The sequence below is a fragment of the Myceligenerans indicum genome (assembly GCF_016742955.1).
Lineage (GTDB): Bacteria > Actinomycetota > Actinomycetes > Actinomycetales > Cellulomonadaceae > Myceligenerans > Myceligenerans indicum.
In genome coordinates this window covers 1-26,819 of sequence record NZ_JABBYC010000055.1, presented here as the reverse complement: position 1 = coordinate 26,819, position 26,819 = coordinate 1, and the positions used below count along the sequence as shown (strand labels likewise).

Here is a 26,819-nt window from a genome sequence, read left to right as displayed (position 1 = left end):
AGGGCCAGGTCACCACGAACTGGAAGCAGGCCCTCGCCCAGCTCGCCGTGGCCTACCCCGAACGCATGAACCCCTACCTGACCTACTGAAAACCGCCCACCGTTTACACGACGTATTTGACAGGCTCTGACCACCGGGATCAGGGTCTTGGTCTCCGCCTTGTTTCCCTCGAAGCAGTGGATCGCCAGCGGGAACCCGCCCGCGTCCACGAGCAGCCCGACGAGAATCTGAGGATCGACGCGTCGTTCCTTGCTCATCCCGACCTTGCGCAGCGCGGCCTCGTGCTCGGCCTCGAACCACAACGTCGTGCAGTCGTACATGATCAACCCGAGCCGCCCGCCGGCAGCCTTGGTCGCGTGCTGGAGGCACGCCGCACTGACCTGGGCCCGGTAGTCACGCTTCCGACACCGGCCCAGCGCGTTGAAGACCGTCCGCAACGCCGGAACCCGCACACCGAGGTCCTCCAGCACACGGATCGTGTCCGCCTTCGAGGTCGGCTCCACGATCCGCGCCAAGGCGACCTGGGCGAACACCTCGTCCCCGAGCCGGTCGAACCCGAGATCGCGGTGGCCCTGTTCCAGCACGTCCCACAAGATCTGCGAGCGGGAACCCACCATCCGCACCCCACCACGAACCTCCTCGACCACCGGCACCTCGCCAACAGCGCCATCGTCCAGGTTCAGGACACCCTGACCGGGATGATGCAGCCGCTCAGCGGCCACCCGACGCAACGCCGCGAGCTCGGCGTCGTCGTGCGCGGACCCGATGTGATCGATCCCGACCACGGCCCGGCCCTGCTTGTGCACGATCTGCACCGCCCGAGCGCCCGAAGCGGTCGGGACATCTCGTATGAACGACACCACCCCGCGACGCTACGACCACCACTCCGATTAGACGGTATGGAGTGAACCTCGCGTTGCGGGGTCCCGCCGTTGGTCCGGATGGTGTGCGGGCTCGTGCGGCGGTTTCAAGGCCCTTCGGCCCCTGCGGGGCGGCCCTGCGGGCCGGCCTTGAGTCCGTCGCGTTGCCCGCACGGTCGTCCCGGAGCGGCGGGATCCCCGAGATGTGTGGGACCTGCCTGGTCAGAGGTCGGGGCCCCGCTCACACTGGATGCGGGTTGCCGGGTAGACGCCGCTGCCCGGCCTTGCCGACACGTGTGGGAGGCCCCGATGTTTACCGAGCGTACGAGCGTTGGGCTCGACGTGCACGCACGATCTATCGCTGCTGCTGGGATCGACGATGTCACGGGTGAGCTGTTCCGCGCGAAGCTGTCGCCGTCGCACGAGCAGGTGCTGTCGTGGCTGACCGGGCTACCCGGCCCGGTCGCGGTGGCCTACGAGGCCGGCCCGACCGGGTTCGGCCTCTACCGGGTACTTACCGAGGCCGGGATCAGCTGCGTGGTCGCCGCGCCATCGAAGATCGCCCGCCCTTCCGGGGACCGCGTCAAGACCGACGCGAGGGACGCGATGCTGCTGGCGCGGTTGCTGCGCCTGAACGATCTGACCCCTGTCGCGGTCCCGAGCCCTGAACAGGAAGCCGCCAGGGACCTGGTCCGTGCTCGCGAGGACGCCCGGGGTGATCTGATGCGCGCCCGGCACCGACTGTCCAAGCTGCTGCTGCGTCACGGCATCGTCTACTCCGGCGGATCACCCTGGACCGGCCGGCACGACCGGTGGCTGCGCACCGAGGTACGCCCCCGGTTCGCGCCGGGCCTGGGTGTGGTGACGTTCGACTCGGACTACGACGCCGTCCTGACCGTCACCGCACGCCGGGACCGGCTCGACAAGCAGATCGCGATCACGGCCGCCGACTGCCCCTACACCCCGCTGGTGCGCCGGCTGGGGTGCCTACGCGGAATCAGCGTCCACACCGCACGCGAGGACCACTCCAGCCGAACAACCCGTCCGGCCAGTGACCGGGCCCTGGCCAGGGCCTTCTCGTCCAGCCGACGGGTCCCGGCGCGGGTGGTGACGAACTGGGTGGTCTTGGCGGCCTTCTTGCCGTCGATGACGTCGCGGGCGCGGTTCTCAGCCACCTGCCGTCCCGCGAATCCCGCCGAGATGACCAAACTCAGGTTTGACGCCAGGGCAAGACGGCTCAACGGACTCTTTTCCGGTAGTGGACCGATTGATGAGGTAGGAGCCCTGGCAGTCTCTCTCCAGGGAAGCGTCTGCGTGGAGACGTATCCGTTCCTGTCTCGCGAGCGTGAGTCCTGGCGTGTCTTTCGCAAGGGGGCTGGCGACCATCTCGTGTTCCCCGCCGAGCAGCGTCGTCAAGAGTAGACGTCATCTCGCCTCGTCCTCGGCGTGAGGCCGCGCCGACGGCAACTCCGGTGACCCGTGTTCGGCTCGCCCGGCGGCGTCCAGCAGGTCCTCCGCTCCAGCCCCTCGGCCCCGCGAAGATCTCCCGCCACGACGTGTCCTCCCTGTCCACAGACATCGGACGAGAGCTCTTTCGGCGTGCGAGATCGGAGAAGTCGGGTGAACCTGATGCAGGTGAAGGTTATGTGCAAGGCGACACGCCGTTGTGCACGAGACATGCGCATCAGGGCGGGTGCCGTGTCCGTGTGACCGAGCAGGGGGTGAGCATGGCCTCGGAGATCGTAAGCACGAAGTCCGTCATGGTTCGGCAGCCGGCGGGGCGGCGGCTCCGTCAGGGTGTTGGGCGAGGACGGGTCGGCCACCTGGGCTGGCGTGCCCTCGCGGTCGTCGTCCTCGTGATCGTGCTGGTCTTCCCGTGGGGTCCGGTCGCCACGGCCGACGATGTCGACGGGCCGGGTGGGCCCTCGGCCCAGGAGGCCGCCGACGCGCGCGACGCGGTGCGTGGCGGGGAGCTCGACGTCGCGCAGGCCGAGGCAGCCTTGGCGGGCCTGCGCCGGGAGCTGGAGGACGCGCAGATCCGCGTGCAGATGGCGGCCACGGATCATGAGGATGCCGTCGCCGCGCTGAAGGCCGCGGAGAACGAGGTCCGGGAGGCCCGCCAGGCTGCGCAGGAGGCGGGCAAGGCTGCGGCGAAGGCGCGTGCCTCGCTCGCCGCCGTGTACCGCTCCGCACAGCGGTCCGGGGCGGCCGGCGGCGCCCTGGGCTCGCTCGAGGTGGTGTTGAACGCGAAGGACGTCGACGACCTCATCGGGAAGGCGACGGCCGAGCGCGCGGTCCGCCGCAAGCTGGCCGCGGCTCTGGCGGAGTACTCGGACGCTCGTGCTGCGTCGGAATCCGCGGACGCGCGGTGGTCGGCGGCCCGCGAGGCACGTGCCGATGCGGAGGCGGAGGCGGAGGCTGCCTACGAGGCCGCGCAACAGGCCGTCGTCGACCTGCGGGAACGCACAGCCGCCGCGGAGCGGGACAGGGCCGCCCTGATCGAGCGCCTCGCGGACCTGAGGAGCACGAGCATCAGGATCGAGCGCGCACGCGAGGAGGCGCGCGCCGTGGCTGCCCGTGCCGAGCGGGAGGCGAAGGCGCGGGCGGCGCTCGAGGCGGCGCAGGCGGAGGCGGAGGCTGCCGGGAACGGCGCGGCCACGGGCGGGGACCCCGGCGGTGACGGTACAGCACCAGGTGGTACGGGTGACTCCGCCGACGGCGGCTCGGTGGGTGGCGGGCAGGATCCGGGCTCGGGAGGCGCCACCGGTCCGGGGCAGGAGTCCGGCGATGAGCCAGACCCGGGCCAGGAGTCCGGCGACGGCCCGGCGCCCGATCCGGGAACGGAGCCTGAGCCGGAACCCGATCCGGTCCCCGATCCGCCCGCACCGGACGTCCCGGTCTCCTGGGCGGGCACCGCCGCGCAGGGGCAAGCGGCTGTCGGCTGGGCACTCGCCAAGATCGGCTCGCCCTACCTGCTCGGTGGCAGCGGCCCGGCGGCGTACGACTGCTCCGGTCTGACGTCCGAGGCGTGGAGGTACGCCGGAACGTGGATCACCCGGACGTCACGCTCCCAGTACGTGGCGGTGGCCAAGATCGGCTACGACCAGCTGCGGCCGGGCGACCTGATCTTCTACGGGACGAACCTGTCCGACCCGCAGAGCATCTACCACGTGGCGATGTACACCGGGAGCGGCCGGATGGTCGAGGCCGTCATGCCTGGGGTGCCCCTGCGGGAGACCGCACTGCGACTGTCGGGGGCGATGGCGTTCGCGGGCAGGCCGTGAGCCGGCCTGCCCGCGACGAGCGGGCTCAGCGCCCGTCGGCGAGCCGGCCCGGTGCTTCGAGCCGGCTCTGCCTTTCGAGCCCGCTCAGTGCTTGTAGTAGCCCGTCTCCTTGGCACGCTGGAACGAGCGCTCGATCTCGGCCTCGGCCTCGGCGCGGCCGGTCCAGTGGGCGCCCTCGACGGACTTGCCGGGCTCCAGGTCCTTGTACACCTCGAAGAAGTGCTGGATCTCCAGGCGGTGGAAGTCCGAGACGTCGTCGATGTCCTGACGCCAGGCCGCGCGCTGGTCACCGGTCGGCACGCACAGCACCTTGTCGTCGCCGCCGGCCTCGTCGCGCATGCGGAACATGCCCAGGGCCCGGCACTTGATCAGGCAGCCGGGGAAGGTGGGCTCCTCCAGGAGGACCATCGCGTCCAGAGGGTCGCCGTCCTCGCCGAGCGTGCCCTCGATGAAGCCGTAGTCGTCGGGGTAGCGCGTGGAGGTGAAGAGCATGCGGTCGAGGCGGATGCGCCCGGTCTCGTGGTCGACCTCGTACTTGTTCCGCTGGCCCTTGGGGATCTCGATCGTGACGTCGAACTCCACGCCTCGTGCTCCACTTCGTCGAATGGGGTCGCTCCAGGCAATGGCGCCCCGGTGCGGCTGGCTGGCGCGGCGGGGCCGCGCTGGTCCAGTCTGCCATGGGCGGGTGTGCCGACTGATCCGAGGGGCGAACATGTGGCGAGTCCCACTCGCTGTGTTCGGCATAATACGGGCCGGGTGGGCCGGTCCTGTACTGACTTTGCCTCCCATATGCTTGGCCGTGGGTCCAGTGTGATGATGAGGGGGAGCCGATGACCAGGTCAGCGCGGCCGGGCACTGTGGTCGTGGTGCTGCTGGGGCTGCTGGGGGGATACCTCGCCTTCGACGCGCTCGACGTCGTCCCCGGGATGCTGACCACCGCCGAACCATGGCCCCAGGCCGCGCCGTTCCCCACGGCGCCCGGCGCCGTCGAGGCCGCGCCTCCCGAGACCGTCTTCCCGGTGCTGCCGCAGTCCGCACCCGTTCCGGACCCGACCGACATCGAGAGCCGGGTGGCCGATCTCGTCGCCAAGAAGAAGCTCGGTTCGCGGGTCGGCGTCGTGGTCGAGGACGCCATCACGGGCGAGACGCTCGGCGCCGCGGACGACGACCGGCCCATGACCCCAGCCTCGTCGCAGAAGCTCCTCACCGGCGTGGCGGCGCTGTCCTCCCCCCTGGCGGACAAGACCCTTGCCACCACCGTGGTCCGCAGCGACGACACCCTCACACTCGTCGGCGGCGGCGACATGATGCTCGCGGCGGGAAAGGGCAGGCCCGGCGAGGTGAACGGACGCGCGGGGCTCGGGGACCTGGCGGACCAGGTGGCGGGCGCGCTGGATGCCACAGGTACGAAGAAGGTCCGGGTCGCGGTCGACGACACGCTCTTCACCGGCCCTGGCATCGCCCCTGCGGTGGAGAAGGCGAACAAGGCGTACATCGGCATCGCCGCGCCGCTCGGCGTGAACATCGGGCTTGCCGGCGACTCCTACAGCTCGAACGGGCCCTGGTCCCCCGACCCGGCGATGCGGGCAGGCACGATCTTCGCCGACCGACTGCGCGATCAGGGGATCGAGGTCTCCGGCGTCGTCCGCGGGGTCGCCCCGGACGGCGCGGAGAAGGTCGGTGAGGTGCGGTCCGCGCCGGTCTCCGAGATCACCGAGTTCTTCCTGCACACCTCCAACAACACGCTGACCGAGGTGGTCGGCAGGCTCGTCGCCGTCCAGGCGGGCGAACCCGGCTCCACCGAGGCGGCGACGCACGCGGTCAAGGCCGCCGTCGCCGGCCTCGGGGTCGACCTCGACGGTGCCGAGCTCAAGGACTGCTCCGGGCTCGGAGAGGGGTCACGCCTCAGCGCGAGGCAGCTGGCCGACGTCGTCGAGCTCACGATCGACCCCGCCCACCCCACCCTCCGCGACGTCGCCGTCGGGATGCCCGTCGGCGGGCTGAACGGCACCCTCTACGACCGGTTCACGGGGGACAACCCCGCGCGCGGCCTGGTGCGGGCCAAGACGGGGAGTCTCAGCAAGACTCGCGCGCTGGCCGGCACCGTCGTCACCGCCGACCAGCGCCAGCTCGTGTTCGTCGTGCTCGCGGACTCGATCCCCGACTACGCGGGCAACGCACTGCCGATCTACGACGACTTCGTCGGCTCACTCGCGGCCTACCCCGCGTCCGGCTGAGAGACGCCGGGCTGAGGCTGCCGGGCCGCCCTGTCGACGACGGCCCGGGCGGGTACGCGGTTCAGCCGGTCACCCGGTGACCGTCGAAGGCGCATCCGGTGTCCGTCGCGGTGGCGCGGATCACCTACGGTGGAGCAGTGAAGGCTATCGCGCACACGTCGTCGACACCGGCCACCGAGCCCGCCGTCGACTGGCCCGCAGCCGCCCGAATCGCGGCCCGGCTCGCCCCGCCCGGCCCGGTCGCGCCGCGCGGACAGCTGCACGACCTGGTCGGCGGCCTGCGAGAGGCCGCCGACACGGCGGTCGAGCACGTGCGGGAGGTCACGCGCATGGCGCCCGCCGCGGACCCGGCCACCGTCGTGGTGGTGGATCGCGCGTCCTGGGCGCGTGCGAACACGCAGTCGATGGCCACGATGGTCGACGGCATCGAGGAGATCGTCCCGCCGGCTCTCGGGCCCGCCGTCCAGGTGGCGGGGGCCGCCGAGGTCGGCGCCGTGCTCGCCCTGCTCAGCGGGCGTGTGCTCGGGCAGTTCGACCCCTACCTGCCTGGCGGCGGGCCCGGCCGCCTCCTGCTCGTGGCGCCGAACGTGCTCCAGGCGGAGACCTCGATGGGCGTCCCGGCCCGCGACTTCCGGCTGTGGGTGTGCCTGCACGAGCAGACCCACGCCTGGCAGTTCGCCGCCGCCCCGTGGATGGCGGACCACCTCCGCGGCCGCACCCGCGACCTCGTCACGGAACTGACCCGCACCTCGGCCGAGCTCGCAAGGGCCCGCATCGACCGCAAGATCGCCGTCGTCGGCAAGGCGCTCCTGGACGCGCTGCGGGAACGCGGCGACACCCTCGTGGACGGATTCCTCACCCCTGACCAGAAGGACGCACTCGCCGACATCACCGCCGTCATGGCCCTGCTCGAAGGCCACGCCGACGTGATGATGGATGCCGTCGGGCCGTCCGTGGTGCCGTCGGTGCGGCGCATCCGCGCACGCTTCGAGCGACGGCGCGACGGCGAGGGCAGGCCCGCGTTCGACGTCGTGCTCCGGCGGCTCCTCGGCATGGACGCGAAGCTCGCCCAGTACCGCGACGGGGCGGCGTTCGTACGGGCCGTCGAACGCGCCGTCGGCCGTGACGGGCTCAACGCCGTCTGGGCCGAGTCGGCGAACCTCCCGAGCGCGCGCGAGATCTCGGACCCTCGGGCCTGGGTTCGCCGCGTCCATGGCTGAGCCCGGAACTCGTGTCGGGCAGCGCGTCGGGAGCCCGCTCCCTGCTCGCGCGCGGGGGCGCGCGTCGTGCCCGGCAACAGGCGGAAGCGTGCGTGGTGCCCGGCGACAGGTAGCCGCAGTGCTGGCCGGGACGGTGGTGAGATGGCGGCCGTAGACCCGGCGGTGAGGCGGGCGCGGGCCGCCGTCCGCACGGCCCTCGCCGGACTGCCCCCTGATGCTCTGGTCCTCGTGGCCTGTTCCGGCGGCGCAGACAGCCTCGCGCTCGCGGCAGCGCTGGCGTACGAGGCGCCCCGCGTGGGACGGACCGTGCGATCCCGCCCGCACGGCGCGCGGGCGGGGGCGGTCGTCGTCGACCACGGCTTGCAGGAGGGATCCGACGACGTGGCCGCGCGGGCTGCCGAGCAATGCCGTGGCCTCGGTCTCGACCCCGTCGTGGTGCGACGGGCCACGCGGGACGACGGCGCGCGCCCGGTCCGGGCCGGGCGCGCGCGGGGGAACGGCGGGCCCGAGGCGGCGGCGCGTGACGCCCGGTACGCCGTGCTGGAGGAGGTCGCTGACGAGGCCGGGGCCGAGCTCGTCCTGCTCGGGCACACTCTCGACGACCAGGCGGAACAGGTGCTTCTGGGACTTGCCCGCGGTGCGGGCGCGAGGTCGTTGGCGGGGATGCCGGCCGCGCGGGGGAGGTTCCGGCGGCCGTTCCTCGGGCTGCGACGGACGGAGACGGAGGCGGTCTGCGCGGCGTCGGGCCTCGACTACTGGGTGGACCCGACGAACCTCGTGACGGCCCGCGAGCCGGACGGTGTGCCACTGCGGTCACAGGTTCGCGGCGTCGTGATGCCGGTGCTGGAGCGGGTGCTCGGCCCCGGTGTCGCGGAGGCCCTGTCGCGCACCGCGGCCCAGCTCGGCGAGGACGCGGCCGCGCTCGACGACCTCGCGGAGACCCTCCTGGCCCGCGCCCGTGTCGTCGACCCGGACGACTCGGGCGCGTCGGCGGCACCGGCCGCCTCGGCCTGTGGTCGGGGGTTTGGCGTGTGGTCGGTCAATCACTTGACCGACCACACGCCAAACCCCCGACCACACGATGAACCTGGCGCCGACGACGAACCTGGCGCCGACGACGAACCTGGCGCCGACGACGAACCTGGCGCCGATGCCGATGCCGATGCCGACCCCGCCGCCGGCCCTGTGCTCGACATCACTGTGCTGCGGGCCGCACCCGCGGCCGTCCGGCGCCGAGCACTGCGGCTCGCCGCGCACGAGGTCACCGTGGCGCCCACCACGGCGCGGCACATCGAGGCGGTCGACGCGCTCGTCGTCGCGTGGCACGGGCAGGGTCCCGTCCATCTTCCGGGTGGCGCCCGGGTGCAGCGCGCGTGTGGCAGGCTTTTCCTGCGCGCTGAGCGTGCCTAGATCACCAACCCTGGAGCGAGCAGTGGACCAGTCCGACGTCGGCACCGACCTCGAGAAGATCCTCCTGAGCGAGGAGGACCTCGGCAAGAAGCTGGACGAGATGGCGGCGAAGATCGACGAGGACTACGCGGGCCGTGACCTGCTTCTCGTCGGCGTCCTGAAGGGCGCGATCATGGTGATGGCAGACCTGTCTCGGCGCCTGCACCACTCCATCACGATGGACTGGATGGCGGTGTCGAGCTACGGGTCGGGCACGAAGTCCTCCGGCGTCGTGCGCATCCTCAAGGACCTGGACTCGGATCTCAGCGGCCGGAACGTGCTCATCGTCGAGGACATCATCGACTCCGGCCTGACGCTGTCCTGGCTGGTGTCGAACCTGAAGTCACGCGGCCCCGAGTCCGTGGAGATCGCTGCCATGCTGCGCAAGCCGGACGCCGCGCAGGCCGACGTCGAGGTGAAGTACCTGGGCTACGACATCCCGAACGAGTTCGTGGTGGGCTACGGCCTCGACTACGCCGAGAACTATCGGAACCTGCCGTTCGTTGCCACTCTGGCGCCGCACGTGTACGGCGGCTGACCGAGAGCCGGACAGGCACGCCGCCAGGTGCGCCCCGACGGCGCCTCCGGGCGCGGTCGCGCTCTCGGCGAAACGCGTCGGGAACCCTCAGGGTTTCCGTGTAGTTTCAAAGGACAACACTTGCCTCGAGCGGAGGGATGCGGGGTCTCGCCCCGTCACCGATGAACATCAAGAAGTTTCTGAGCGGGCCGATCATCTGGGTGATCCTTGCCCTCGTCGTGCTCTCGCTGGCGCTGACCTCGCTGCTGCAGCCGCAGGTCTCGCGGATCACCACGGCCCAGGGTATGGAACTCCTGGACGGGAGCACCGTCACCAAGGCGCTCGTGGTCGACGGCGAGCAGCGCGTACAGCTCGAACTCTCCAAGGACTTCACCGCCAAGGAAGGTGAGGACCAGGAGGAGGTCGATCACGGCAAGAGCGTCGAGTTCTTCTACGTGGAGCCGCAGGGCCCCGAGGTCGCCAAGGCGGTCAGTGACGCGGACCCGAAGCTCGGGTACGACTCGGAGGTGCCTCAGCCGAGCTTCTGGGGCTCGATGTTCTCGGTTCTGATCCCGTTCCTGGTGATCGGCCTGCTGTTCTGGTTCCTGCTGTCCCGGATGCAGGGCGGTGGCAACCGGGTCATGGGCTTCGGCAAGTCCAAGGCCAAGCTGATCAGCAAGGACATGCCGCAGGTGACGTTCGAGGACGTCGCGGGCGTCGACGAGGCGGTCGAGGAGCTCCAGGAGATCAAGGAGTTCCTGCAGGAGCCGGCCAAGTTCCAGGCGGTCGGGGCGAAGATCCCCAAGGGCGTGCTGCTCTACGGTCCGCCCGGTACCGGTAAGACCTTGATCGCCCGGGCCGTCGCCGGCGAGGCGGGCGTGCCGTTCTACTCGATCTCCGGGTCGGACTTCGTGGAGATGTTCGTCGGCGTGGGTGCCTCTCGCGTGCGCGACCTGTTCGAGCAGGCGAAGCAGAACTCCCCGGCCATCATCTTCGTCGACGAGATCGACGCCGTGGGCCGTCACCGCGGTGCCGGCATGGGCGGCGGGCACGACGAGCGCGAGCAGACGCTCAACCAGATGCTCGTCGAGATGGACGGCTTCGACGTGAAGACCAACGTCATCCTGATCGCCGCGACGAACCGGCCCGACATCCTCGACCCGGCCCTGCTGCGCCCGGGCCGCTTCGACCGCCAGGTGGCCGTCGAGGCCCCGGACCTCAAGGGCCGCGAGGCGATCCTGAGGGTGCACGCGGCCGGCAAGCCCATGGTCGACGAGGTCGACCTCAACGCGGTGGCCCGCCGGACGCCGGGCTTCACCGGTGCCGACCTCGCCAACGTGCTCAACGAGGCGGCCCTGCTCACCGCACGCAGCGGCGCTCAGCTCATCGACGACCGTGCCCTGGACGAGGCCATCGACCGAGTGGTCGCCGGCCCGCAGAAGCGCACTCGCGTGATGAACGACAAGGAACAGAAGATCACCGCGTACCACGAGGGCGGACACGCCCTGGTGGCAGCCGCGATGCGGTACACCGACCCGGTGACCAAGGTGACGATCCTGCCCCGCGGACGTGCGCTCGGCTACACGATGGTCATGCCCACGGAGGACAAGTACTCCGTCACCCGCAACGAGCTGCTGGACCAGCTCGCCTACGCGATGGGCGGCCGCGTTGCCGAGGAGATCGTGTTCCACGACCCGACCACGGGCGCCGGGAACGACATCGAGAAGGCGACCGGCACGGCCCGGAAGATGGTCACCGAGTACGGCATGAGCGAGCGGGTGGGAGCCATCAAGCTCGGGTCGAGCAACGGCGAGCCGTTCCTCGGGCGGGACTACGGCCACGAACGCGACTACTCGGAGGCCGTGGCCGGCACGGTCGACGAGGAGGTGCGCAAGCTCATCGAGGCCGCGCACGACGAGGCGTGGGAGGTGCTCACCGAGTACCGCGACGTGCTCGACGACCTCGTGCTGCGGCTCCTGGAGAAGGAGACGCTGAACCAGAAGGAGCTGGAGGAGGTCTTCGCGCCGATCACCAAGCGTGACGCGCGCGACGTCTGGCTCTCGAGCGAACAGCGCACCGTGCACACGCGTGGCCCGGTGGCAATGCCCGAGAAGGCGGCCCGGAACGGCCTGTCCGCCTCCACCGAGGCGGGCATCGTCCAGGACCAGGCCCCCGACGGCCCGGCGGTCGCGGAATGACGTCCGGTCCCGTCACACCCGTGGCCTCGGCGGGGCGACACGCGGCGGACGTTCCGCCGTACGATGCCGCTCGCGCCGAGGCGGCGATCCGGGAACTGCTGGTCGCGGTGGGTGAGGACCCGGACCGCGAGGGCTTGAAGGAGACCCCGGCGCGCGTGGCACGTGCCTACGCGGAGACGTTCGCGGGGCTGCGCCAGGAGCCCGACGATGTGCTGACCACGACGTTCGACCTCGGTCACGAGGAGATGGTCCTGGTCAAGGACATGGAGGTCTACTCGACCTGCGAGCACCACCTGGTGCCGTTCCACGGGGTCGCGCACGTCGGGTACATCCCGAACGAGAACGGCTGCATCACCGGGCTGAGCAAGCTGGCTCGGCTGGTCGACGTGTTCGCGAAGCGCCCGCAGGTGCAGGAGCGGATGACCAGTGAGATCGCCGACTCGTTGATGAGGATCCTCGAGCCGCGCGGCGTGATCGTCGTGGTGGAGTGCGAGCACCTGTGCATGTCCATGCGCGGCGTGCGCAAGCCGGGGTCGCGGACCGTGACGTCGGCCGTGCGCGGGCAGATGCGCGACGCCGTGACACGCGCCGAGGCGATGAGCCTGATCATCGGGAAGTGACGATGGGCGCCACCATGGACGCGCGCGACGCGGAGGTAGCGGGGCTGCCGGAACTGTCCGGTGCGGAGCGCACACTGGTGATGGGCGTCGTCAACGTGACGCCCGACTCCTTCTCCGACGGCGGCGAGTGGTTCGAACCGGACACGGCCGTCGCGCACGGGCTCGAGCTCCTGGGCGAGGGCGCCGACGTCCTCGACGTGGGCGGCGAGTCCACCCGGCCGGGCGCCGGCCGGGTGCCGCAGAACCAGGAACTGGCACGTGTGCTGCCCGTGATCGAAGCTCTCGCCGAGCGCGGAGCCATCGTCTCCGTGGACACCACACGCGCCGCGGTCGCCGAGCGCGCCGTGGCAGCGGGCGCACGCATCGTGAACGACGTCTCGGGCGGGCTGGCCGACCCCGCCATGGCCCGCACGGTGGCCGAGCTGGGCGTCCCCTACGTCGCGATGCACTGGCGCGGTCATTCGGACGTGATGGACCGCCTCGAGACGTACGACGACGTCGTCGCCGAGGTTCGTGATGAACTTTCCGCCCGCATGGATTCTCTGGTGGGGGCAGGTGTGGATACTGCGCAGATCGTGCTGGACCCGGGGCTTGGCTTCGCCAAGGCAGGGGTACTGAACTGGCCGCTGCTGGCCCACCTGGACACGCTCGGCGGACTCGGCCGTCCGGTGCTCGTGGGGGCGTCGCGCAAGCGGTTCCTGGGACACCTCTTGGCCGGGCCCGACGGCGATCCGGCGCCTCCCCGTGCCCGTGACGATGCGACGGCCGCGGTGTCCGCCCTCTCCGCGGCAGCGGGCGCGTGGTGTGTCCGGGTCCACGCGGTCCGTGCCTCCGCCGACGCGGTGCGTGTTGCTGCTGCTTGGGGAAAGGCTGCCGGAGACTTCACGGACAAGTCCGTGGATTCTCTCACAGTGGGTGAATCGCGTGCTGGGGGACTTGCGCGGACCTGGCAGGATTCTCAGACGTGCGACGATCACGGGGGGAGCCCACGGTGACCAACTTTGCGGGAGCGGTGCCGGGTCCGGATGGACATCCACTGGACCAGATCCGGATCACGGGAGTCAACGGACGCGGCCGCCACGGCGTGCTGGAGTCGGAGCGTGCGACGGGCCAGGAGTTCCGGGCCGACGTCGTGCTCCACATCGACGCCCGCCCGGCTGCTCGGGGCGATGACCTGCGTGCCACGGTCAGCTATGCGGACGTGGCCCAGGAGGTGCACGACATCCTGGTGGGCGAGCCGGTCGACCTCATCGAGACGCTGGCCGAGCGCATCGCCGCCGCCGCGCTGGGCCACACGACCGTGCAGGCCGTGGACGTGCAGGTGCACAAGCCGCAGGCGCCGATCCCGGTCTCCTTCACCGATGTCGAGGTCGCGATCCGTCGCGACCGCCTCGGGGCACCGCCCGTGGTGGGGCCGACGCCGTTCGCGGTCGAGACGGCGCCTGCGGACCCGCCGCACCTGCCGGAACCGGTCACCGACGAGGCAGGCTCCGACCGGGCCGGGGAGTACGCCGATCCTCACGAGGCCGCCCGGCCGTCGGCCGTGGATCCGCTGACCGCGCCGATCGGCGACGTCACCACCGACCATGCCGGACTCTCCACCGAGCAGCAGGCCTACCCTGAGCAGCAGGCCTACCCCGAGCAGCAGGCCTTCGCCGAGCCGGCCGAGGCCGTGGCCGCCGACGTGCCCGTTCCCGCAGCGGACCTCGTGGTTCCGGAGATCACCCCGGCGGCCGGGTTCGAGGCGCAGCCGTCCGCGTTCGTGCCGGACGTGCAGACCGGCGAACAGGCCGGAGTCCCGGACCACGAGCCCGCCGCGCCGGAGGTCGATCCCGTCGGGACGTACCCGCAGGATGGTGGCCTGATCGACGGCATTCCTCCGACGGAGCAGGCCGCGCCCGCCTTCGAGCCTCACGCCGACGCTCCCGCCCGCCCCGCCGACGACGAGTCGACGGCTCGCCGCCCCGCCTACGCCCCCGGGCCGGATCCGGCGCAGGCGTCCGCGTTCGCGCCTGCGCCGACGGGAGAGGACCACGCACCGGACTCCGCCGGCGCGGAGCAGTACGAGCCCGAGCAGTACCAGGGGGACCAGTACCAGGCGGAGCAGTACGAGCCGGAGCAGTACCAGCCTGAGGTCGGGGCGTACCAGCCCGACTTCTCCCAGCAGCCCCAGGCCGAGCAGGCTCAGCAGGTCCCCTATGCCGAGCAGGCTCAGCAGGTCCCCTATGCCGAGCAGGCTCAGCAGGTGCCCTATGCCGAGCAGGCTCAGCAGGTCGCCTACGCCGACCAGGCTCAGCAGGCGGCGTTCGCGGGCGGGCCCCAGGAGGCGTTCGCCGAGCAGCCGGGGGCGGTCGCACAGGGGCAGGCGCCCGAGGACCGTCTGGACGAGGTGCCCGCCGAGCCTGTCGAGGTCGTGCTCGCGCTCGGCGCGAACCTCGGTGACCCGCAGGCGACGCTGCGCGCGGCCGTGATGGACCTCGACCGCATCGCGGGCCTTCAGATCACCGACGTCTCCCCGCTGGCGCGGACGGCGGCCGTCGGCGGACCCGAGCAGCCCGACTACCTCAACGCGGTCGTCGTGGCACGTACGAGCTTCGCGCCACGCGCCCTGCTGCAGGCCTGCCAGGCCATCGAGTACGCGCACGGCCGCACGCGTGAGGAACACTGGGGGCCGCGCACGCTCGACATCGACATCATCACGTACGGGCCGCTCACGGCTGCCGCGGACGATCTCGAGGTGCCGCACCCGAGGGCCCATGAGCGGGCCTTCGTGCTGGAGCCCTGGGCACAGCTCGATCCGGACGCGGTGCTGCCCGGCCTGGGCGGGGGGCCGGTCGCGCAGCTCGCGGCGACCGCCGAGGACCGGCAGGGCATTCGCTGGCTCGCGCTCGACTGGCTGACCGAGTCGAACTCGGGCGCCGACCCGACGGGCGACGTCGAGCCCCAGCCGACCGCGTCGCACCGCCCGTACGACCCGCCGGCGCAGCAACAGCCCGCCCCGCCGGCGCAGGACCAGGCTCCGGACCAGGCCTTCCGTCAGGACCGGTCGCACTACGACCAGCTGGTCCAGGGCGGACCCGGTCAGCCGCTCCAGGGCCCGGTCGACCCGTATCCGCAGCAGGTGAGTCCGTTCCGGCAGCAGGACTCGTTCCAGCAGCCGCAGGACGCGGCCCGGGCGGCGCACCCGCAGGGCTTCGGCCCCGATTCCGGGCAGCAGCCGCAGGCGCAGCAGTCCGGTGCGGTGCCTCCTCCCGAGGAGGCGATGGTTCCCGCCCCGCACGTGTCCGCCGCCGATCATCCTGCCGCGCGTGCGCCGCACACGCCGCCGGCCGCGCCGCTCGTCCCGTCGGCGGTCCGGGAGACGGCGCATCACGAACTCCCGGCGGAGCAGGTTCCCGTCGACCCGGGTCACCCGGTCTTCGCGCCGGTGCGTCCGCAGCCGGGCGACGTTCCGTTCGCGCCGGTGAACCCGGTGCCGAACGAGCAGCAGCGTGCCCAGCCCGCCGACGACCGCCCCGCCTGGGCCCCGGTCCGGTCCGACGAGCCGGGACACCGCGGCTGAGATGCGACGCACCTCGATCCTGAGCCTGGTCGCCGTCCTCGGCGGTGTCGCCGTCGTGGGCTGGCCCGTGCTGCGCGCGCTGGAGGCCAACGGCGTGTACCTGCCGACGGTGCCGTGGCTCGTCGACGTGGCGATCGTGGTGCTCGCAGCGGTGGTCTTCCGGCTCGGCTGGACGGTGCGTTCCTACCAGAAGGGCGACAGGCCATCGCTGGACGGCCTCCGGGCGGCTCGTACGCTCGTCCTGGCCAAGGCGGCGGCCCTGACCGGGGCGCTGCTCGGCGGCTGGTACCTCGCGCAGGTCCTGCTCGTGCTCCCGGACCTCGCGATCGAGCCGCGCCGGGACAAGGCGGTAGCGGCGATCGTCGCCGTCGTGTGTGCGGTGGCCCTGTCCGTCGTGGGGCTGGTGGTCGAGAGGTTCTGCCAGCTGCCGCCGTCCCACGGCGAGGAGAACGACACGAACGGATCCACGGCGACGGCCTGACGTGGGCCTGTGGGCAGTCGGCCGGAGCGGTGGGGCCGGCCGGTCACCCATGCCTCCGAGACCGTTGACGTCGTGCGAGGATGACAACATGACCAGCCCGTTCGACCCGGCCGACGTGACCTGGAGCCGGGTCTCGACCCGCCTGACCGCTGCGCGCCTCATTCCCGCGACGCTCACGTTCGCCGTCCCGGTCCTGGCCGGAGCGGTCCTGGCCGGGACCGTCTCGCCCTGGTTCTGGCTGCTTGCCGGGGTAGCCGCCGCGATGCTCGTGTGGACCGCGATCGTGGTACCGCGGCAGGTGCGCGCCATCGGTTATGCGGAACGGGAGGACGACCTGCTCATCCGGAAGGGGATCCTGTTCCGTTCCCTGACGGTGGTCCCCTACGGGCGCATGCAGTACGTGGACGTGGAGGCGGGCCCGCTGGACCGCAAGCTCGGCCTGGCGAAGGTCCAGCTGCACACGGCGTCGGTGGGTACCGACGCCCAGATCCCTGGCCTGCCGCCCCAGGAGGCGGCACGTCTGCGAGACCGTCTCGCCTCCCGCGGCGAGGCCCGGCTGGCGGGTCTGTGAACGCGCCGGGAACCGCGTCGGACGTGGTGCCGGACCGGGACGCCGGGCTGCGCTGGCGCCGCGTGCACCCGGTCACGCCCATGGTCAGGGGCTGGGCGGTGGTGGGTGGTGCCATCTTCATCATCGGGCAGCAGACGCTGGACGGCGGCCCGGACGACCGCGGCGTGGTCGGCCTGCTCACCAGCCCGTTCTGGTGGACGGTGCCGACAGGGCTGCTCCTCATCGGCCTGGTCGGGTTCGGCTTCGCCCTGCTCGCCTGGCGGATGACGACGTACGCCGTCGGCGAGGAGACGGTGCATCTGCGCCGCGGCGTCGTGTTCAAGCAGCAGAGGCACGCCCGTCTCGACCGCCTGCAGGCCGTGGACGTGAGACAGCCGCTCGTGGCCCGGCTGTTCGGGTTGAGCGAGCTCAAGCTCGAGGTGGCCGGTGGCTCCGACTCCGGCATCGCGATCGGCTACCTGCGCGACGCCGACGCGAACGAGCTGCGCAACGAGCTGCTGGCGCGCGCGGCCGGCCTCAAGAGCACCGTCGTCGCCCCCGCTCTGCCCGGTCCCGATGCCGTGGCGGACGCGCAGGCGCCCCAGGAGCGGCACCTCGCCGCGCCGGAGGCGCCCGCCCAGCCGGTCCTCGAGGTTCCCATGGGACGCCTGATCGCCTCCCTGCTGCGGACGAGCGTGACGATCTTCTTCGTGCTGTTCATCGCTGCGCTGGTGGCGACGGTGGTCGTCACCGGCACGCCGCAGATCGTGTTCGCCGTGATCGCGCCGTTCATCGGCATCGGCGGGTACCTCTTCAACCGGTTCTCCACGGAGTTCGCGTTCCGGATCGCGATCAGCGCGGACGGTATCCGGCTGCGCCACGGCCTGCTCGAGACGCGCGCGCAGACGATCCCGCCCGGAAGAGTGCAGGCCGTGGCGATCACCCAGAGCCTGCTGTGGCGGAGCCGCGACTGGTGGCGGGTCGAGGTCAACGTCGCCGGGTACGGATCCGACGGCGGCTCGGGCACCACCAATGTGCTCCTGCCGGTCGGCACCCGGGACGAGGCACTGACGGTCCTCTCCCTCGTGCTGCCGGACCTGGGCTCCGACAACCCCCGCGCCGTCCTGGATGCGGGCCTCACCGGCGACTCCCGGACCGCCGGGCCGTTCACCGGCAGTCCGCGGAACGCGGTCTGGGTGGACCCGGTGGGCTGGCGCCGGCAGGGCTATGCCGTGACCGGGCGGGCGCTGCTGCTGCGCAGCGGACGGCTGCGCCGAGCCCTGGCGGTGGTGCCGCACGAGCGGACGCAGTCCCTGGGGATCGCCGCAGGGCCGGTGCAGCGCCGGCTCGGGGTCGCCTCGTTCGAGGTGCACTCCACGCCGGGGCCGGTCAGCCCGGCCGTACATCATCTTGCCGCCGCGGACGCGGCGGAGCTGCTGGAGGAGCAGTCGGCGCGGGCCCGGACGGCGCGCGCCCACGCAGGACCCGAACGCTGGATGGAGGACCCCCGTTGACGACACCACCTGAACCGGCCGCGGAGTCCGGGAGCCGGCCGGGCCGACTCGGGGTCGGCGTCGTCGGCGCCGGACGCGTCGGCGCGGTCCTCGGGAGCGCGCTGCGAGCCGCGGGACACACCGTCGTCGGTGCCAGTGGCATCTCCGAGGCGTCGCGCGAACGCATCGCGGCGCTTCTCCCCGGCGTGCCCGTGTGCGAGGTGGCGCAGGTCGTGGAGCGGGCGGAGCTGGTGCTGCTCGCGGTGCCCGACGACGCCCTGGCGCCGCTGGTGGCCGGCCTGGCGGAGACCGGGGCGTGGCAGGTGGGCCAGCTCGTCGTCCACACGTCCGGGGCGGCGGGGACGGCGGTGCTGGAGCCTGCCCGTGCCGCCGGCGCCATTCCGCTCGCGATCCATCCCGCGATGACGTTCACGGGGACCTCCCTGGACCTGTCCAGGCTGGAAGGCTGCACGTTCGCCGTGACGGCGCCCGCGGCGGTGCAGCCGATCGGGCAGGCGCTCGTGGTGGAGATCGGTGGGGAGCCGGTGATCGTGCCGGAGGAGGCCCGCGTCCTGTACCACGCGGCACTCGCCCACGGCGCGAATCATCTGGTGGTGCTCGTGGCCCAGGCGGCGCAGGCGCTGCACGAGGCCGGCATCGCCATGCCCGGACGGGTGCTGGCGCCGCTGCTGGGCGCGGCCCTGGAGTCGGCGACGCGCGCGGCGGACGTCGCGGGGGAGGACGGCCCCGGAGCCGTCAGCGCGTTGACGGGTCCCGTGTCGCGAGGTGACGTCGGAACCGTCGAACGGCACACCGAGGCGCTGGCAGACCTGGCGGCACGGACCGGCGCGACCGACATCCCGGCCGGCTATGCCGAGCTCGCCCGCGGTGCGACGCGCCGTGCCCTGGCGGCCCGCCGCATCGACGATGCGGCGGCGAGCGCGCTGCTGGACGCCCTGGACCGGGCCCGTGCGGAGAGGAGAGAGCACTGATGAGGTCGACGACCGACGACATGCCGGCAGCCGAGCGGCCGGAGGGCGGTGCTGCCGGGGCTGGTGCGCGCCCGGTGGTCGTTCACACGCGTGAGGCCCTCCGTGAGGCGCTGGTGCGCTGGACGATGTCGGCTCCGATCAGCAGTGTGGCAGGCGGTGACGGCCCCGCCCGGCGGGCAGTGGTGATGACCATGGGTGCGCTGCACGAGGGGCACCTGGAGCTGGTGCGCCGGGCGCGCGCGGAGGCCGGGGCGAACGGCCAGGTGGTCGTGACGATCTTCGTGAACCCGCTCCAGTTCGGCCGGGGCGAGGACCTGGCCGCCTATCCGCGTGACCTGGAAGGTGACGTGGAGAAGCTGGCGTCCGTGGGGGCCGACCTGGTCTTCGCCCCGGCTCCCGACGTCGTCTATCCGTACGGCGACCCGATCGTGCGCGTGTCGGCGGGGCGGATCGGCGAGGTGCTGGAGGGGGAGTTCCGGCCGGGGCACATGGACGGTGTGCTGACGGTGGTGCTCAAGCTGCTGCACCTGGTGCGCCCGGATGTGGCCCTGTTCGGGCAGAAGGACGCCCAGCAGCTCCTCGCCGTGCGGCGCATGGTCGCCGATCTCGATCTCGACGTCGAGATCGTCGGTGCCCCGACCGTGCGTGACTCGGACGGTCTCGCGTTGTCCTCGCGCAACGCCTATCTCTCCGACGAGGAACGGGAGCGGGCCCTGGCGCTGTCCCGTGCGCTGCGTGCGGGTGCGGAGGCCGGTGCCGGGGGTGCGGCCGAGGTGCGGCGTGCGGCGTCCGAGGTCCTGAACGCCACCGAGGGTGTCGAGGTGGACTACCTCGCACTCGTGGATCCGATTACCGTTGACGATGTGCCCGATGACCACTTGGGTCCCGCCCTGCTCCTGGTGGCGGCGCGGGTGGGCACGACCAGACTGATCGACAACCAGGCTGTCGAGGTGTCGCCGCAGGTCACGTAGGTGATCGGAGGGTGCGGCGGCGCCGTCCTCCAGGAGGCACGAATCGTGAACGACACCCCGCACCGGGCGCCGGTGCGCCGTCCGGCATCGCTGCAGCGGCCGATGATGATCGCCAAGATCCACCGCGCCACGGTCACTCAGGCCGACCTGCACTATGTGGGATCCATCACCGTCGACTCCGATCTGCTGGACGCCGTGGACCTCGTCCCGGGGCAGCAGGTCGACGTCGTCGACGTGACCAACGGCGCCCGGCTGACCACCTACGTGATTCCCGGTGAGCCGGGCTCCGGGCAGATCTGCATCAACGGCGCGGCCGCACATCTCGTCGATCCCGGCGACATCGTGATCATCATCGGCTACGGCATGCTCTCCGACGCCGACGCCCGTACGTTCCTGCCGAACGTCGTGTTCGTCGACGAGCACAACCGGATCGTGGAGCAGAGCGACGAGCCCGGCCACGTTCCGGACGGGTACGGCCTGACCGAGAGCGGTCTGCCGATCGAGCCCTACCAGCAGGCGGGTCTCCTGCGGACCGCCGCGGGCCGGCTCGCCCACGAGGCGGGCGACGGCGTCACCCCGAGTCGCGCATGATTCTCCCCGCCGCGCGGTTCGCGCGTGCTCTGGCGGCGCCGGAGCCTGGCTGGACCACTCGCGTCGACGCCGTGGTGGTCGGTTCGGGGATCGCCGGCCTGACGGCGGCGCTCGAACTGCGTACCCGTGTGCCGCGCGTGCTGCTGGTGACCAAGGGGGAGTTGTCCAGTGGTTCGACGGTGTGGGCGCAGGGCGGGATCGCCGCCGTGCTCGATCCCGAGGACACACCTGAGGCGCACCTGCAGGACACGCTTGTCGCGGGCGGTGGTCTCTCCGACCCGGACGCAGTGAAGGTCCTGGTCACCGAGGGGCCGGAACGGGTGCGGGAGCTCGTGGCGCGGGGTGCGGTGTTCGACGCCGGGCCCGGTGGCGACATCGCGCTGTCCCGTGAGGGCGGGCACCGGGCCGACCGGATCGTGCACGCGGGTGGCGACGCGACGGGTGCGGAGGTCTCGCGGGCACTGGTGGCGCAGATCGAGGCGGTCCGCGACGACCCCGGTATCGAGATCGTGGAGCACGCCCTGGTCCTGGACGTGCTCACGTCCGCGCCGACGGGCGGAGGCGTACGCCGCGTCGCCGGGGTGACCTTGCACGTCCGGGGCGAGGGCAGCCGCGACGGCGTGGGGGCGGCCCTCGCGCCGGTGGTGATCCTGGCGACCGGTGGGATCGGTCAGGTGTTCCGGTCGTCGACCAACCCTGCGGGCGCCACCGGCGACGGGATCGCGGCGGCGATGCGGGCCGGGGCGACCGTCGGAGACCTGGAGTTCGTCCAGTTCCACCCGACCGTGCTGTGGCTCGGCGCGGGCGCCAAGGGTCAGCTCCCGCTGATCAGCGAGGCCGTCCGGGGCGAGGGCGGACTGCTGCTCGACGTCGAGGGCCATCGCTTCATGCCCGCCGTGCACGAGATGGCGGAGCTCGCGCCGCGGGACGTCGTCGCGCACGCCATCGTCCGGCAGATGGCCGCGACCAGCGCAGACAACGTGCTGCTCGACGTGCGCCATCTCGGCAGGACATTCCTGGCCGGGCGGTTCCCGACCATCACGCGCCGGCTCGCGGAGCTCGGCATCGACTGGTCCGAGGAGCCGGTTCCCGTGGCTCCCGCCCAGCACTATCACTCGGGCGGCGTGGTGACCGACCTCATGGGGCGCTCGTCGGTGCCCGGGCTGTACGCCGTGGGGGAGGTCGCCTGCACGGGCGTGCACGGTGCGAACCGGCTGGCATCCAACTCCCTGCTGGAGGGCCTGGTGTTCGCGAACCGTGCCGCGCGGGACGTCGCGGAGCGGTACGCGGCGGGGAACCTGTCCACCGCCCCGGAGCCGGTGGAGCGCCCGGGCGGGACCGCGCTGGTCGCCGCGGTGGCCCGGTCCCGGTTGCAGAAGGCGATGTCGGACGGGTCCGGGGTGATCCGCACGGCCGCTTCCCTGGCCCGTACGGACGAGCGCCTGGCCGCGGTGCGGGCGGACGCTCACCTCGCCGCCGAGGTCGTCGCCGCGCCGCAGGCCGCGGAGTGGGAGACCACGAACGTGTACCAGGTGGCGCGCGCCCTGACCCGTGCGGCCTGGCTCCGTACGGAGTCCCGCGGCGGCCACTTCCGCGCGGACCACCCGAAGCGCGACCCGGACTGGGAACGCCGTGTCCTGGTCAGCCTCGACGACGACGGAGGCCTGCGCGTGCGCTGAAGACGGGTCGGCCGACACGCCGGGGTGACGTCGATGTCGGCGGCACGCGACGCCGATATCGCAGTCGCGGGGCCGGGGGCCCGGTAGGCCTCCGACCCACCGGCCGATCGACACGGAGTTGACGGACGGTCCCGGCAGGGCGGGTGCGCGATGACTAGTCTCGGCGCATGAGCTGGGAGTTCTGGATCGACCGCGGCGGGACCTTCACGGACATCGTCGCGCGCCACCCCGACGGGTCGCTGAGCACGCACAAGCTTCTCTCGGAGGACCCGGAGCGGTACGACGACGCCGCCGTCGCAGGGATCGACCGGATCCTGCGGCAGGCGGGGGCGGGCCTTCCGTCCCGGCTCGAGGCGGTCGCCGGCTCGTCGAGCCAGGCCGGCGACGCCTCCCGGACCGCCGGCGACAGCCCCGCCCCGCGACCGGCGTCGGACACGATCCAGGCCGTGCGGATGGGAACGACCGTCGCGACGAACGCCCTGCTGGAGCGTACCGGCGAGCCCACCGTCCTCCTCGTCACGCGCGGCTTCGGCGACGCACTGCGGATCGCCTACCAGAACCGGCCACGGATCTTCGACCGGCACATCGTGCTGCCCGAGCCGCTGTACGTCCGGGTGATCGAGGTGGACGAACGCGTCACCGCGACAGGCGAGGTGCTGCGTGAACCCGACCTGGCCGCCGTCGAACCGGAGCTGCGTCGCGCCTACGACGACGGGTTCCGGGCCGTGGCGGTCGTGTGCCTGCACTCCCACCTGTACCCGGACCACGAGAACCAGGTGGCCGACCTGGCGCAGCGGGTCGGTTTCCCGCAGGTCTCCCGTTCCGCGGAGGTCAGTCCGCTGATGAAGCTGGTGCCGCGGGGTGACACCACCGTCGTCGACGCCTACCTCTCACCGGTGCTGCGACGGTACGTGGATCAGGTCGCCGGGCAGCTGACCGGGGTGCCGCTGCAGTTCATGCAGTCCAACGGCGGGCTGGTCGAGGCACACCACTTCCGCGGCAAGGACGCGATCCTCTCCGGACCGGCCGGCGGGATCGTGGGCATGGTGCGCATGTCGCAGCTCGCGGGCCACGACCACGTGATCGGCTTCGACATGGGCGGCACCTCGACCGACGTCTCCCACTACGGCGGCGAGCTGGAGCGGGTGTTCGACGCGCAGGTGGCCGGGGTGCGGCTGCGCGCGCCGATGCTCGACATCCACACCGTCGCCGCCGGGGGCGGGTCGATCCTGCACTTCGACGGCAGCCGGTACCGCGTGGGCCCGGACTCCGCCGGTGCCTTCCCGGGGCCCGCGTGCTACCGCAACGGTGGGCCGCTCACCGTGACCGACGCGAACGTGCTGCTCGGCCGGGTGCGTCCCGAGCGCTTCCCGGCGGTGTTCGGGCCGGGGGGCCACGAACCGCTCGACGTCGAGGTGGTGCGGCGGAAGTTCACCGACCTGGCCGGCGAGATCGGCGACGGCCGCACGCCCGAGCAGGTCGCCGAGGGGTTCCTCGCGGTGGCCGTGGCGAACATGGCCGGCGCGGTCAAGAAGATCACGGTCCGCAAGGGGCATGACGTCACCCGCTACGCCCTGACCACCTTCGGTGGCGCGGGCGGGCAGCACGCGTGTGCCGTCGCGGACTCGCTCGGGATCGAGACCGTGCTCGTGCCGCCGATGGCGGGAGTGTTGTCCGCCCTGGGCATCGGGCTCGCGGACACCACGGTGATGCGGGAGCGGTCGGTCGGCGTGACGCTGTCCGGCGACTCGCTGCCCCGCCTGCGCGAGACCGTTGACGCGCTGGAGGCGACGGCCCGCGCCGAGCTCGCGGAGCAGGGCGCACGCGACGAGGAGGGCGCGCCCCACGTGGTCGTCACCCGCACCGTCCACCTGCGCTACGACGGAACGGACACGACCGTGCCCGTGGGGCTCAGGGTCGGGGCGGTCCAGGACGGTCGTGGCAAGGATCCGGTCGGCGAGATGGTCGCCGAGTTCGAGGCCGCGCACCGGAGCGTGTACTCGTTCCTCCTGGACCGGCCGCTGATCGCCGACGCGGTGGCTGTCGAGGCGGTGGCGCCGTCGTCGGCGGGCAGGAACGGCCTGGTGGCCGATCCGGCGGGGACTCGGACGGGGACGGGGACTCGGACGGGGACTCGGACGGCGACTCGGACGGGGACGGAACGGGAGACCGGCGAGGCCCGGCGTCACGCGGCAACGCCGGGCCGGGAGGCGGTCCCGACGGATACGCCCGACACTCCGGCGGACCGGGACATCGCGCGGATGTTCGCCGGCGGCGAGTGGCACGACGCCCCCTTGCGGCGTCGCGAGCGGCTCGTGCCCGGCGACGTCGTGACCGGGCCCGCGATCATCACCGAGCAGAACGCCACGACCGTGGTCGAGCCGGGATGGCGCGCGGAGGCGACCGGCACCGGGCATCTCGTGGTGCGCCGTGCCGTGCCGCGCGCGGACGCGAACGTCTCGGCCGAGGCCGATCCGGTGATGCTGGAGATCTTCAACAACCTGTTCATGTCGATCGCGGAGCAGATGGGCGCGCGCCTGGAGGCGACGGCGCAGTCGGTGAACATCAAGGAGCGGCTGGACTTCTCCTGCGCGATCTTCGACCCGGACGGCAACCTCGTGGCGAACGCCCCACACATGCCGGTGCACCTGGGCTCGATGGGCACCACGGTGCAGGAGGTCATCGCGCGCCGCCGGGGAACGATGCGCCCCGGCGAGACGTACGCGGTCAACGACCCGTTCCACGGCGGGACGCACCTGCCGGACGTCACGGTGATCACCCCGGTGTTCCGGGTCGGAGCCGGGGAGGTGCCGGGCGGCACGGGCACCGCCGGGAACCACGAGGGCGCCACCGTGCCCTCGGACGACGAGATCCTGTTCTACGTGGCGTCCCGCGGTCACCATGCCGAGATCGGTGGCATCACCCCGGGATCGATGCCGGCCACCAGCACGGAGATCCACCAGGAGGGTGTCCTCTTCGACAACTGGCTGCTGGTCGCCGACGGCCGCATGCGGGAGCGGGAGACCCGGGAGCTCCTCACCTCGGCGCGCTACCCGTCCCGCGACCCGGAGACCAACCTGGCCGACCTGCGCGCCCAGGTCGCCGCCGGTGCGAAGGGTGTCGAGGAGGTGGGGGCGATGGTCCGGCACTTCGGGCTCGACGTCGTCCAGGCCTACATGCGGCACGTGCAGGACAACGCCGCCGAGGCGGTCCGCCGCGTGGTCGATGCCCTGTCGGACGGCGAGTTCACCTACGAGACCGACCACGGTGCCACGATCGCCGTGCGGGTACGGGCCGACCACGAGAACCGCCGGGCGACGATCGACTTCACCGGAACGTCCGCTCAGGTGGCGTCCAACTTCAACGCGCCGTCCTCGGTGGCCGTCGCCGCGGTGCTGTACGTGTTCCGCACCCTGGTCGACGACGACATCCCGCTCAACGACGGCTGCCGACGCCCCCTGGACATCGTCATCCCGCCGCGGACGCTGCTCTCGCCCGAGTACCCGGCGGCGGTCGTGGCCGGGAACGTCGAGACGAGCCAGGCCATCACCGGTGCGCTCTACGGTGCGCTCGGCGTGCAGGCCGAGGGGTCGGGCACGATGAACAACCTGACGTTCGGCAACGCCGACCACCAGTACTACGAGACGGTGGCCTCCGGTTCCGGCGCGGGCGACGGGTTCGGCGGCGCGCCGGCGGTGCAGACCCACATGACGAACTCGCGGCTCACGGACCCGGAGGTGCTGGAGACACGCTTCCCGGTGCTGGTACGCCAGTTCGCGATCCGTTCCGGGTCCGGGGGCGCCGGCCGCTGGCGCGGGGGCGACGGCGTCGTGCGGGTCCTGGAGTTCCGTGAGGCGATGACGGCGAGCCTGCTCACCGGCCACCGCGTGGTCCCGCCCTACGGGATGGCCGGCGGGCTGCCTGGTGCCCTGGGCCGCAACGCCGTCCGACGCCGCGGGGCCGGCGACGACGAACCCCTGGCCGGTCGCGACACGGTGCAGCTGGCCCCTGGCGACCTCCTGGTGATGGAAACCCCGGGCGGCGGCGGCTTCGGCCCCCCACCCCGCTGACCCCCACCCTGTCTCTTATACACATCTCCGAGCCCCCGAGACGGA

The 26,819-nt window shown here is 72.2% G+C and carries 18 protein-coding genes and 2 pseudogenes; 18 read left to right on the top strand and 2 right to left on the bottom strand.

Going from position 1 to position 26,819, the window contains the following annotated elements; translation table 11 throughout:
- Positions 1–182: 182 nt before the first annotated feature.
- Positions 183–722, bottom strand: a pseudogene (locus HGK34_RS23855) (IS1634 family transposase); the annotation flags it as partial.
- A gap of 219 nt (positions 723–941) precedes the next feature.
- On the opposite strand from HGK34_RS23855, the pseudogene HGK34_RS23850 reads away from it, so the two are divergent.
- Both HGK34_RS23850 and HGK34_RS23340 read left to right on the top strand, forming a co-directional pair.
- A pseudogene (locus HGK34_RS23850) lies at positions 942–1,610 on the top strand (IS110 family transposase); the annotation flags it as partial.
- A 1,010-nt stretch (positions 1,611–2,620) separates the two neighbouring features.
- On the top strand, positions 2,621–4,144 hold the full coding sequence (locus HGK34_RS23340) for a C40 family peptidase (protein ID WP_201850493.1): 1,524 nt from the start codon (positions 2,621–2,623) through the stop codon (positions 4,142–4,144).
- A gap of 84 nt (positions 4,145–4,228) precedes the next feature.
- Here the strand turns inward: HGK34_RS23340 and HGK34_RS19385 are convergent, their stop codons facing one another.
- Positions 4,229–4,726, bottom strand: coding sequence for an inorganic diphosphatase (locus HGK34_RS19385; RefSeq protein WP_201850492.1), 498 nt, complete (start codon positions 4,724–4,726; stop codon positions 4,229–4,231).
- 248 nt (positions 4,727–4,974) lie between these two features.
- Here HGK34_RS19385 and dacB point away from each other — a divergent pair, with 248 nt between their 5' ends.
- From dacB to HGK34_RS19300, 16 genes are all read left to right on the top strand, one after another.
- Positions 4,975–6,381: a D-alanyl-D-alanine carboxypeptidase/D-alanyl-D-alanine endopeptidase gene (gene dacB / locus HGK34_RS19380; protein ID WP_201850490.1), complete on the top strand. Its 1,407-nt coding sequence runs from the start codon at positions 4,975–4,977 to the stop codon at positions 6,379–6,381.
- Between the two features lie 137 nt (positions 6,382–6,518).
- Positions 6,519–7,601, top strand: coding sequence for an Rv3626c family coenzyme F420 biosynthesis-associated protein (locus tag HGK34_RS19375; protein ID WP_307816111.1), 1,083 nt, complete (start codon positions 6,519–6,521; stop codon positions 7,599–7,601).
- 141 nt (positions 7,602–7,742) lie between these two features.
- A complete protein-coding gene (gene tilS, locus HGK34_RS19370) occupies positions 7,743–9,011 on the top strand; it encodes a tRNA lysidine(34) synthetase TilS (RefSeq protein ID WP_201850481.1) in 1,269 nt (422 codons plus the stop codon).
- Positions 9,012–9,033: 22 nt separating this feature from the next.
- On the top strand, positions 9,034–9,588 hold the full coding sequence (gene hpt / locus HGK34_RS19365) for a hypoxanthine phosphoribosyltransferase (protein ID WP_201850467.1): 555 nt from the start codon (positions 9,034–9,036) through the stop codon (positions 9,586–9,588).
- 161 nt (positions 9,589–9,749) lie between these two features.
- Positions 9,750–11,765, top strand: coding sequence for an ATP-dependent zinc metalloprotease FtsH (ftsH, locus tag HGK34_RS19360; RefSeq protein WP_201850506.1), 2,016 nt, complete (start codon positions 9,750–9,752; stop codon positions 11,763–11,765).
- Positions 11,762–12,385, top strand: coding sequence for a GTP cyclohydrolase I FolE (folE, locus tag HGK34_RS19355; protein WP_201850465.1), 624 nt, complete (start codon positions 11,762–11,764; stop codon positions 12,383–12,385). Before ftsH ends, folE begins: the two co-directional genes overlap by 4 nt.
- A 14-nt stretch (positions 12,386–12,399) precedes the next feature.
- Positions 12,400–13,380, top strand: coding sequence for a dihydropteroate synthase (gene folP, locus HGK34_RS19350; RefSeq protein ID WP_201850504.1), 981 nt, complete (start codon positions 12,400–12,402; stop codon positions 13,378–13,380).
- Complete coding sequence (gene folK / locus HGK34_RS19340; protein WP_307816110.1) at positions 13,377–15,947, top strand: 2-amino-4-hydroxy-6-hydroxymethyldihydropteridine diphosphokinase; 2,571 nt, start codon at positions 13,377–13,379, stop codon at positions 15,945–15,947. Before folP ends, folK begins: the two co-directional genes overlap by 4 nt.
- 1 nt (position 15,948) lies before the next feature.
- Entirely contained in the window at positions 15,949–16,428 is a 480-nt protein-coding gene (locus tag HGK34_RS19335; protein ID WP_201850463.1) for a DUF3180 domain-containing protein, read from the top strand.
- Positions 16,429–16,516: 88 nt separating this feature from the next.
- Entirely contained in the window at positions 16,517–16,999 is a 483-nt protein-coding gene (locus HGK34_RS19330; RefSeq protein WP_201850462.1) for a PH domain-containing protein, read from the top strand.
- On the top strand, positions 16,996–18,492 hold the full coding sequence (locus HGK34_RS19325) for a PH domain-containing protein (RefSeq protein WP_307816109.1): 1,497 nt from the start codon (positions 16,996–16,998) through the stop codon (positions 18,490–18,492). Before HGK34_RS19330 ends, HGK34_RS19325 begins: the two co-directional genes overlap by 4 nt.
- Positions 18,489–19,463: a Rossmann-like and DUF2520 domain-containing protein gene (locus HGK34_RS19320; protein WP_201850457.1), complete on the top strand. Its 975-nt coding sequence runs from the start codon at positions 18,489–18,491 to the stop codon at positions 19,461–19,463. The genes HGK34_RS19325 and HGK34_RS19320 overlap by 4 nt, the downstream gene beginning before the upstream one ends.
- A complete protein-coding gene (panC, locus tag HGK34_RS19315) occupies positions 19,463–20,434 on the top strand; it encodes a pantoate--beta-alanine ligase (RefSeq protein ID WP_372433164.1) in 972 nt (323 codons plus the stop codon). Before HGK34_RS19320 ends, panC begins: the two co-directional genes overlap by 1 nt.
- Before the next feature lie 102 nt (positions 20,435–20,536).
- Positions 20,537–21,025: an aspartate 1-decarboxylase gene (gene panD / locus HGK34_RS19310; protein ID WP_244666954.1), complete on the top strand. Its 489-nt coding sequence runs from the start codon at positions 20,537–20,539 to the stop codon at positions 21,023–21,025.
- Complete coding sequence (locus HGK34_RS19305; RefSeq protein ID WP_201850455.1) at positions 21,022–22,704, top strand: L-aspartate oxidase; 1,683 nt, start codon at positions 21,022–21,024, stop codon at positions 22,702–22,704. The genes panD and HGK34_RS19305 overlap by 4 nt, the downstream gene beginning before the upstream one ends.
- 167 nt (positions 22,705–22,871) lie before the next feature.
- Positions 22,872–26,774 (top strand): hydantoinase B/oxoprolinase family protein, encoded by a 3,903-nt coding sequence (locus HGK34_RS19300; RefSeq protein ID WP_201850453.1) that lies wholly within the window; start codon positions 22,872–22,874, stop codon positions 26,772–26,774.
- Positions 26,775–26,819: the final 45 nt, after the last annotated feature.

Excerpts from the sequence above, each read along its gene's own strand:
- HGK34_RS23340 (WP_201850493.1), top strand. The coding sequence starts at position 2,621 with ATGGTTCGGCAGCCGGCGGGGCGGCGGCTCCGTCAGGGTGTTGGGCGA.
- dacB (WP_201850490.1), top strand. The coding sequence starts at position 4,975 with ATGACCAGGTCAGCGCGGCCGGGCACTGTGGTCGTGGTGCTGCTGGGG.
- tilS (WP_201850481.1), top strand. The coding sequence starts at position 7,743 with ATGGCGGCCGTAGACCCGGCGGTGAGGCGGGCGCGGGCCGCCGTCCGC.
- ftsH (WP_201850506.1), top strand. The coding sequence starts at position 9,750 with ATGAACATCAAGAAGTTTCTGAGCGGGCCGATCATCTGGGTGATCCTT.
- folE (WP_201850465.1), top strand. The coding sequence starts at position 11,762 with ATGACGTCCGGTCCCGTCACACCCGTGGCCTCGGCGGGGCGACACGCG.
- folP (WP_201850504.1), top strand. The coding sequence starts at position 12,400 with ATGGACGCGCGCGACGCGGAGGTAGCGGGGCTGCCGGAACTGTCCGGT.
- HGK34_RS19335 (WP_201850463.1), top strand. The coding sequence starts at position 15,949 with ATGCGACGCACCTCGATCCTGAGCCTGGTCGCCGTCCTCGGCGGTGTC.
- HGK34_RS19330 (WP_201850462.1), top strand. The coding sequence starts at position 16,517 with ATGACCAGCCCGTTCGACCCGGCCGACGTGACCTGGAGCCGGGTCTCG.
- panC (WP_372433164.1), top strand. The coding sequence starts at position 19,463 with ATGAGGTCGACGACCGACGACATGCCGGCAGCCGAGCGGCCGGAGGGC.
- panD (WP_244666954.1), top strand. The coding sequence starts at position 20,537 with ATGATGATCGCCAAGATCCACCGCGCCACGGTCACTCAGGCCGACCTG.
- HGK34_RS19305 (WP_201850455.1), top strand. The coding sequence starts at position 21,022 with ATGATTCTCCCCGCCGCGCGGTTCGCGCGTGCTCTGGCGGCGCCGGAG.
- HGK34_RS19300 (WP_201850453.1), top strand. The coding sequence starts at position 22,872 with ATGAGCTGGGAGTTCTGGATCGACCGCGGCGGGACCTTCACGGACATC.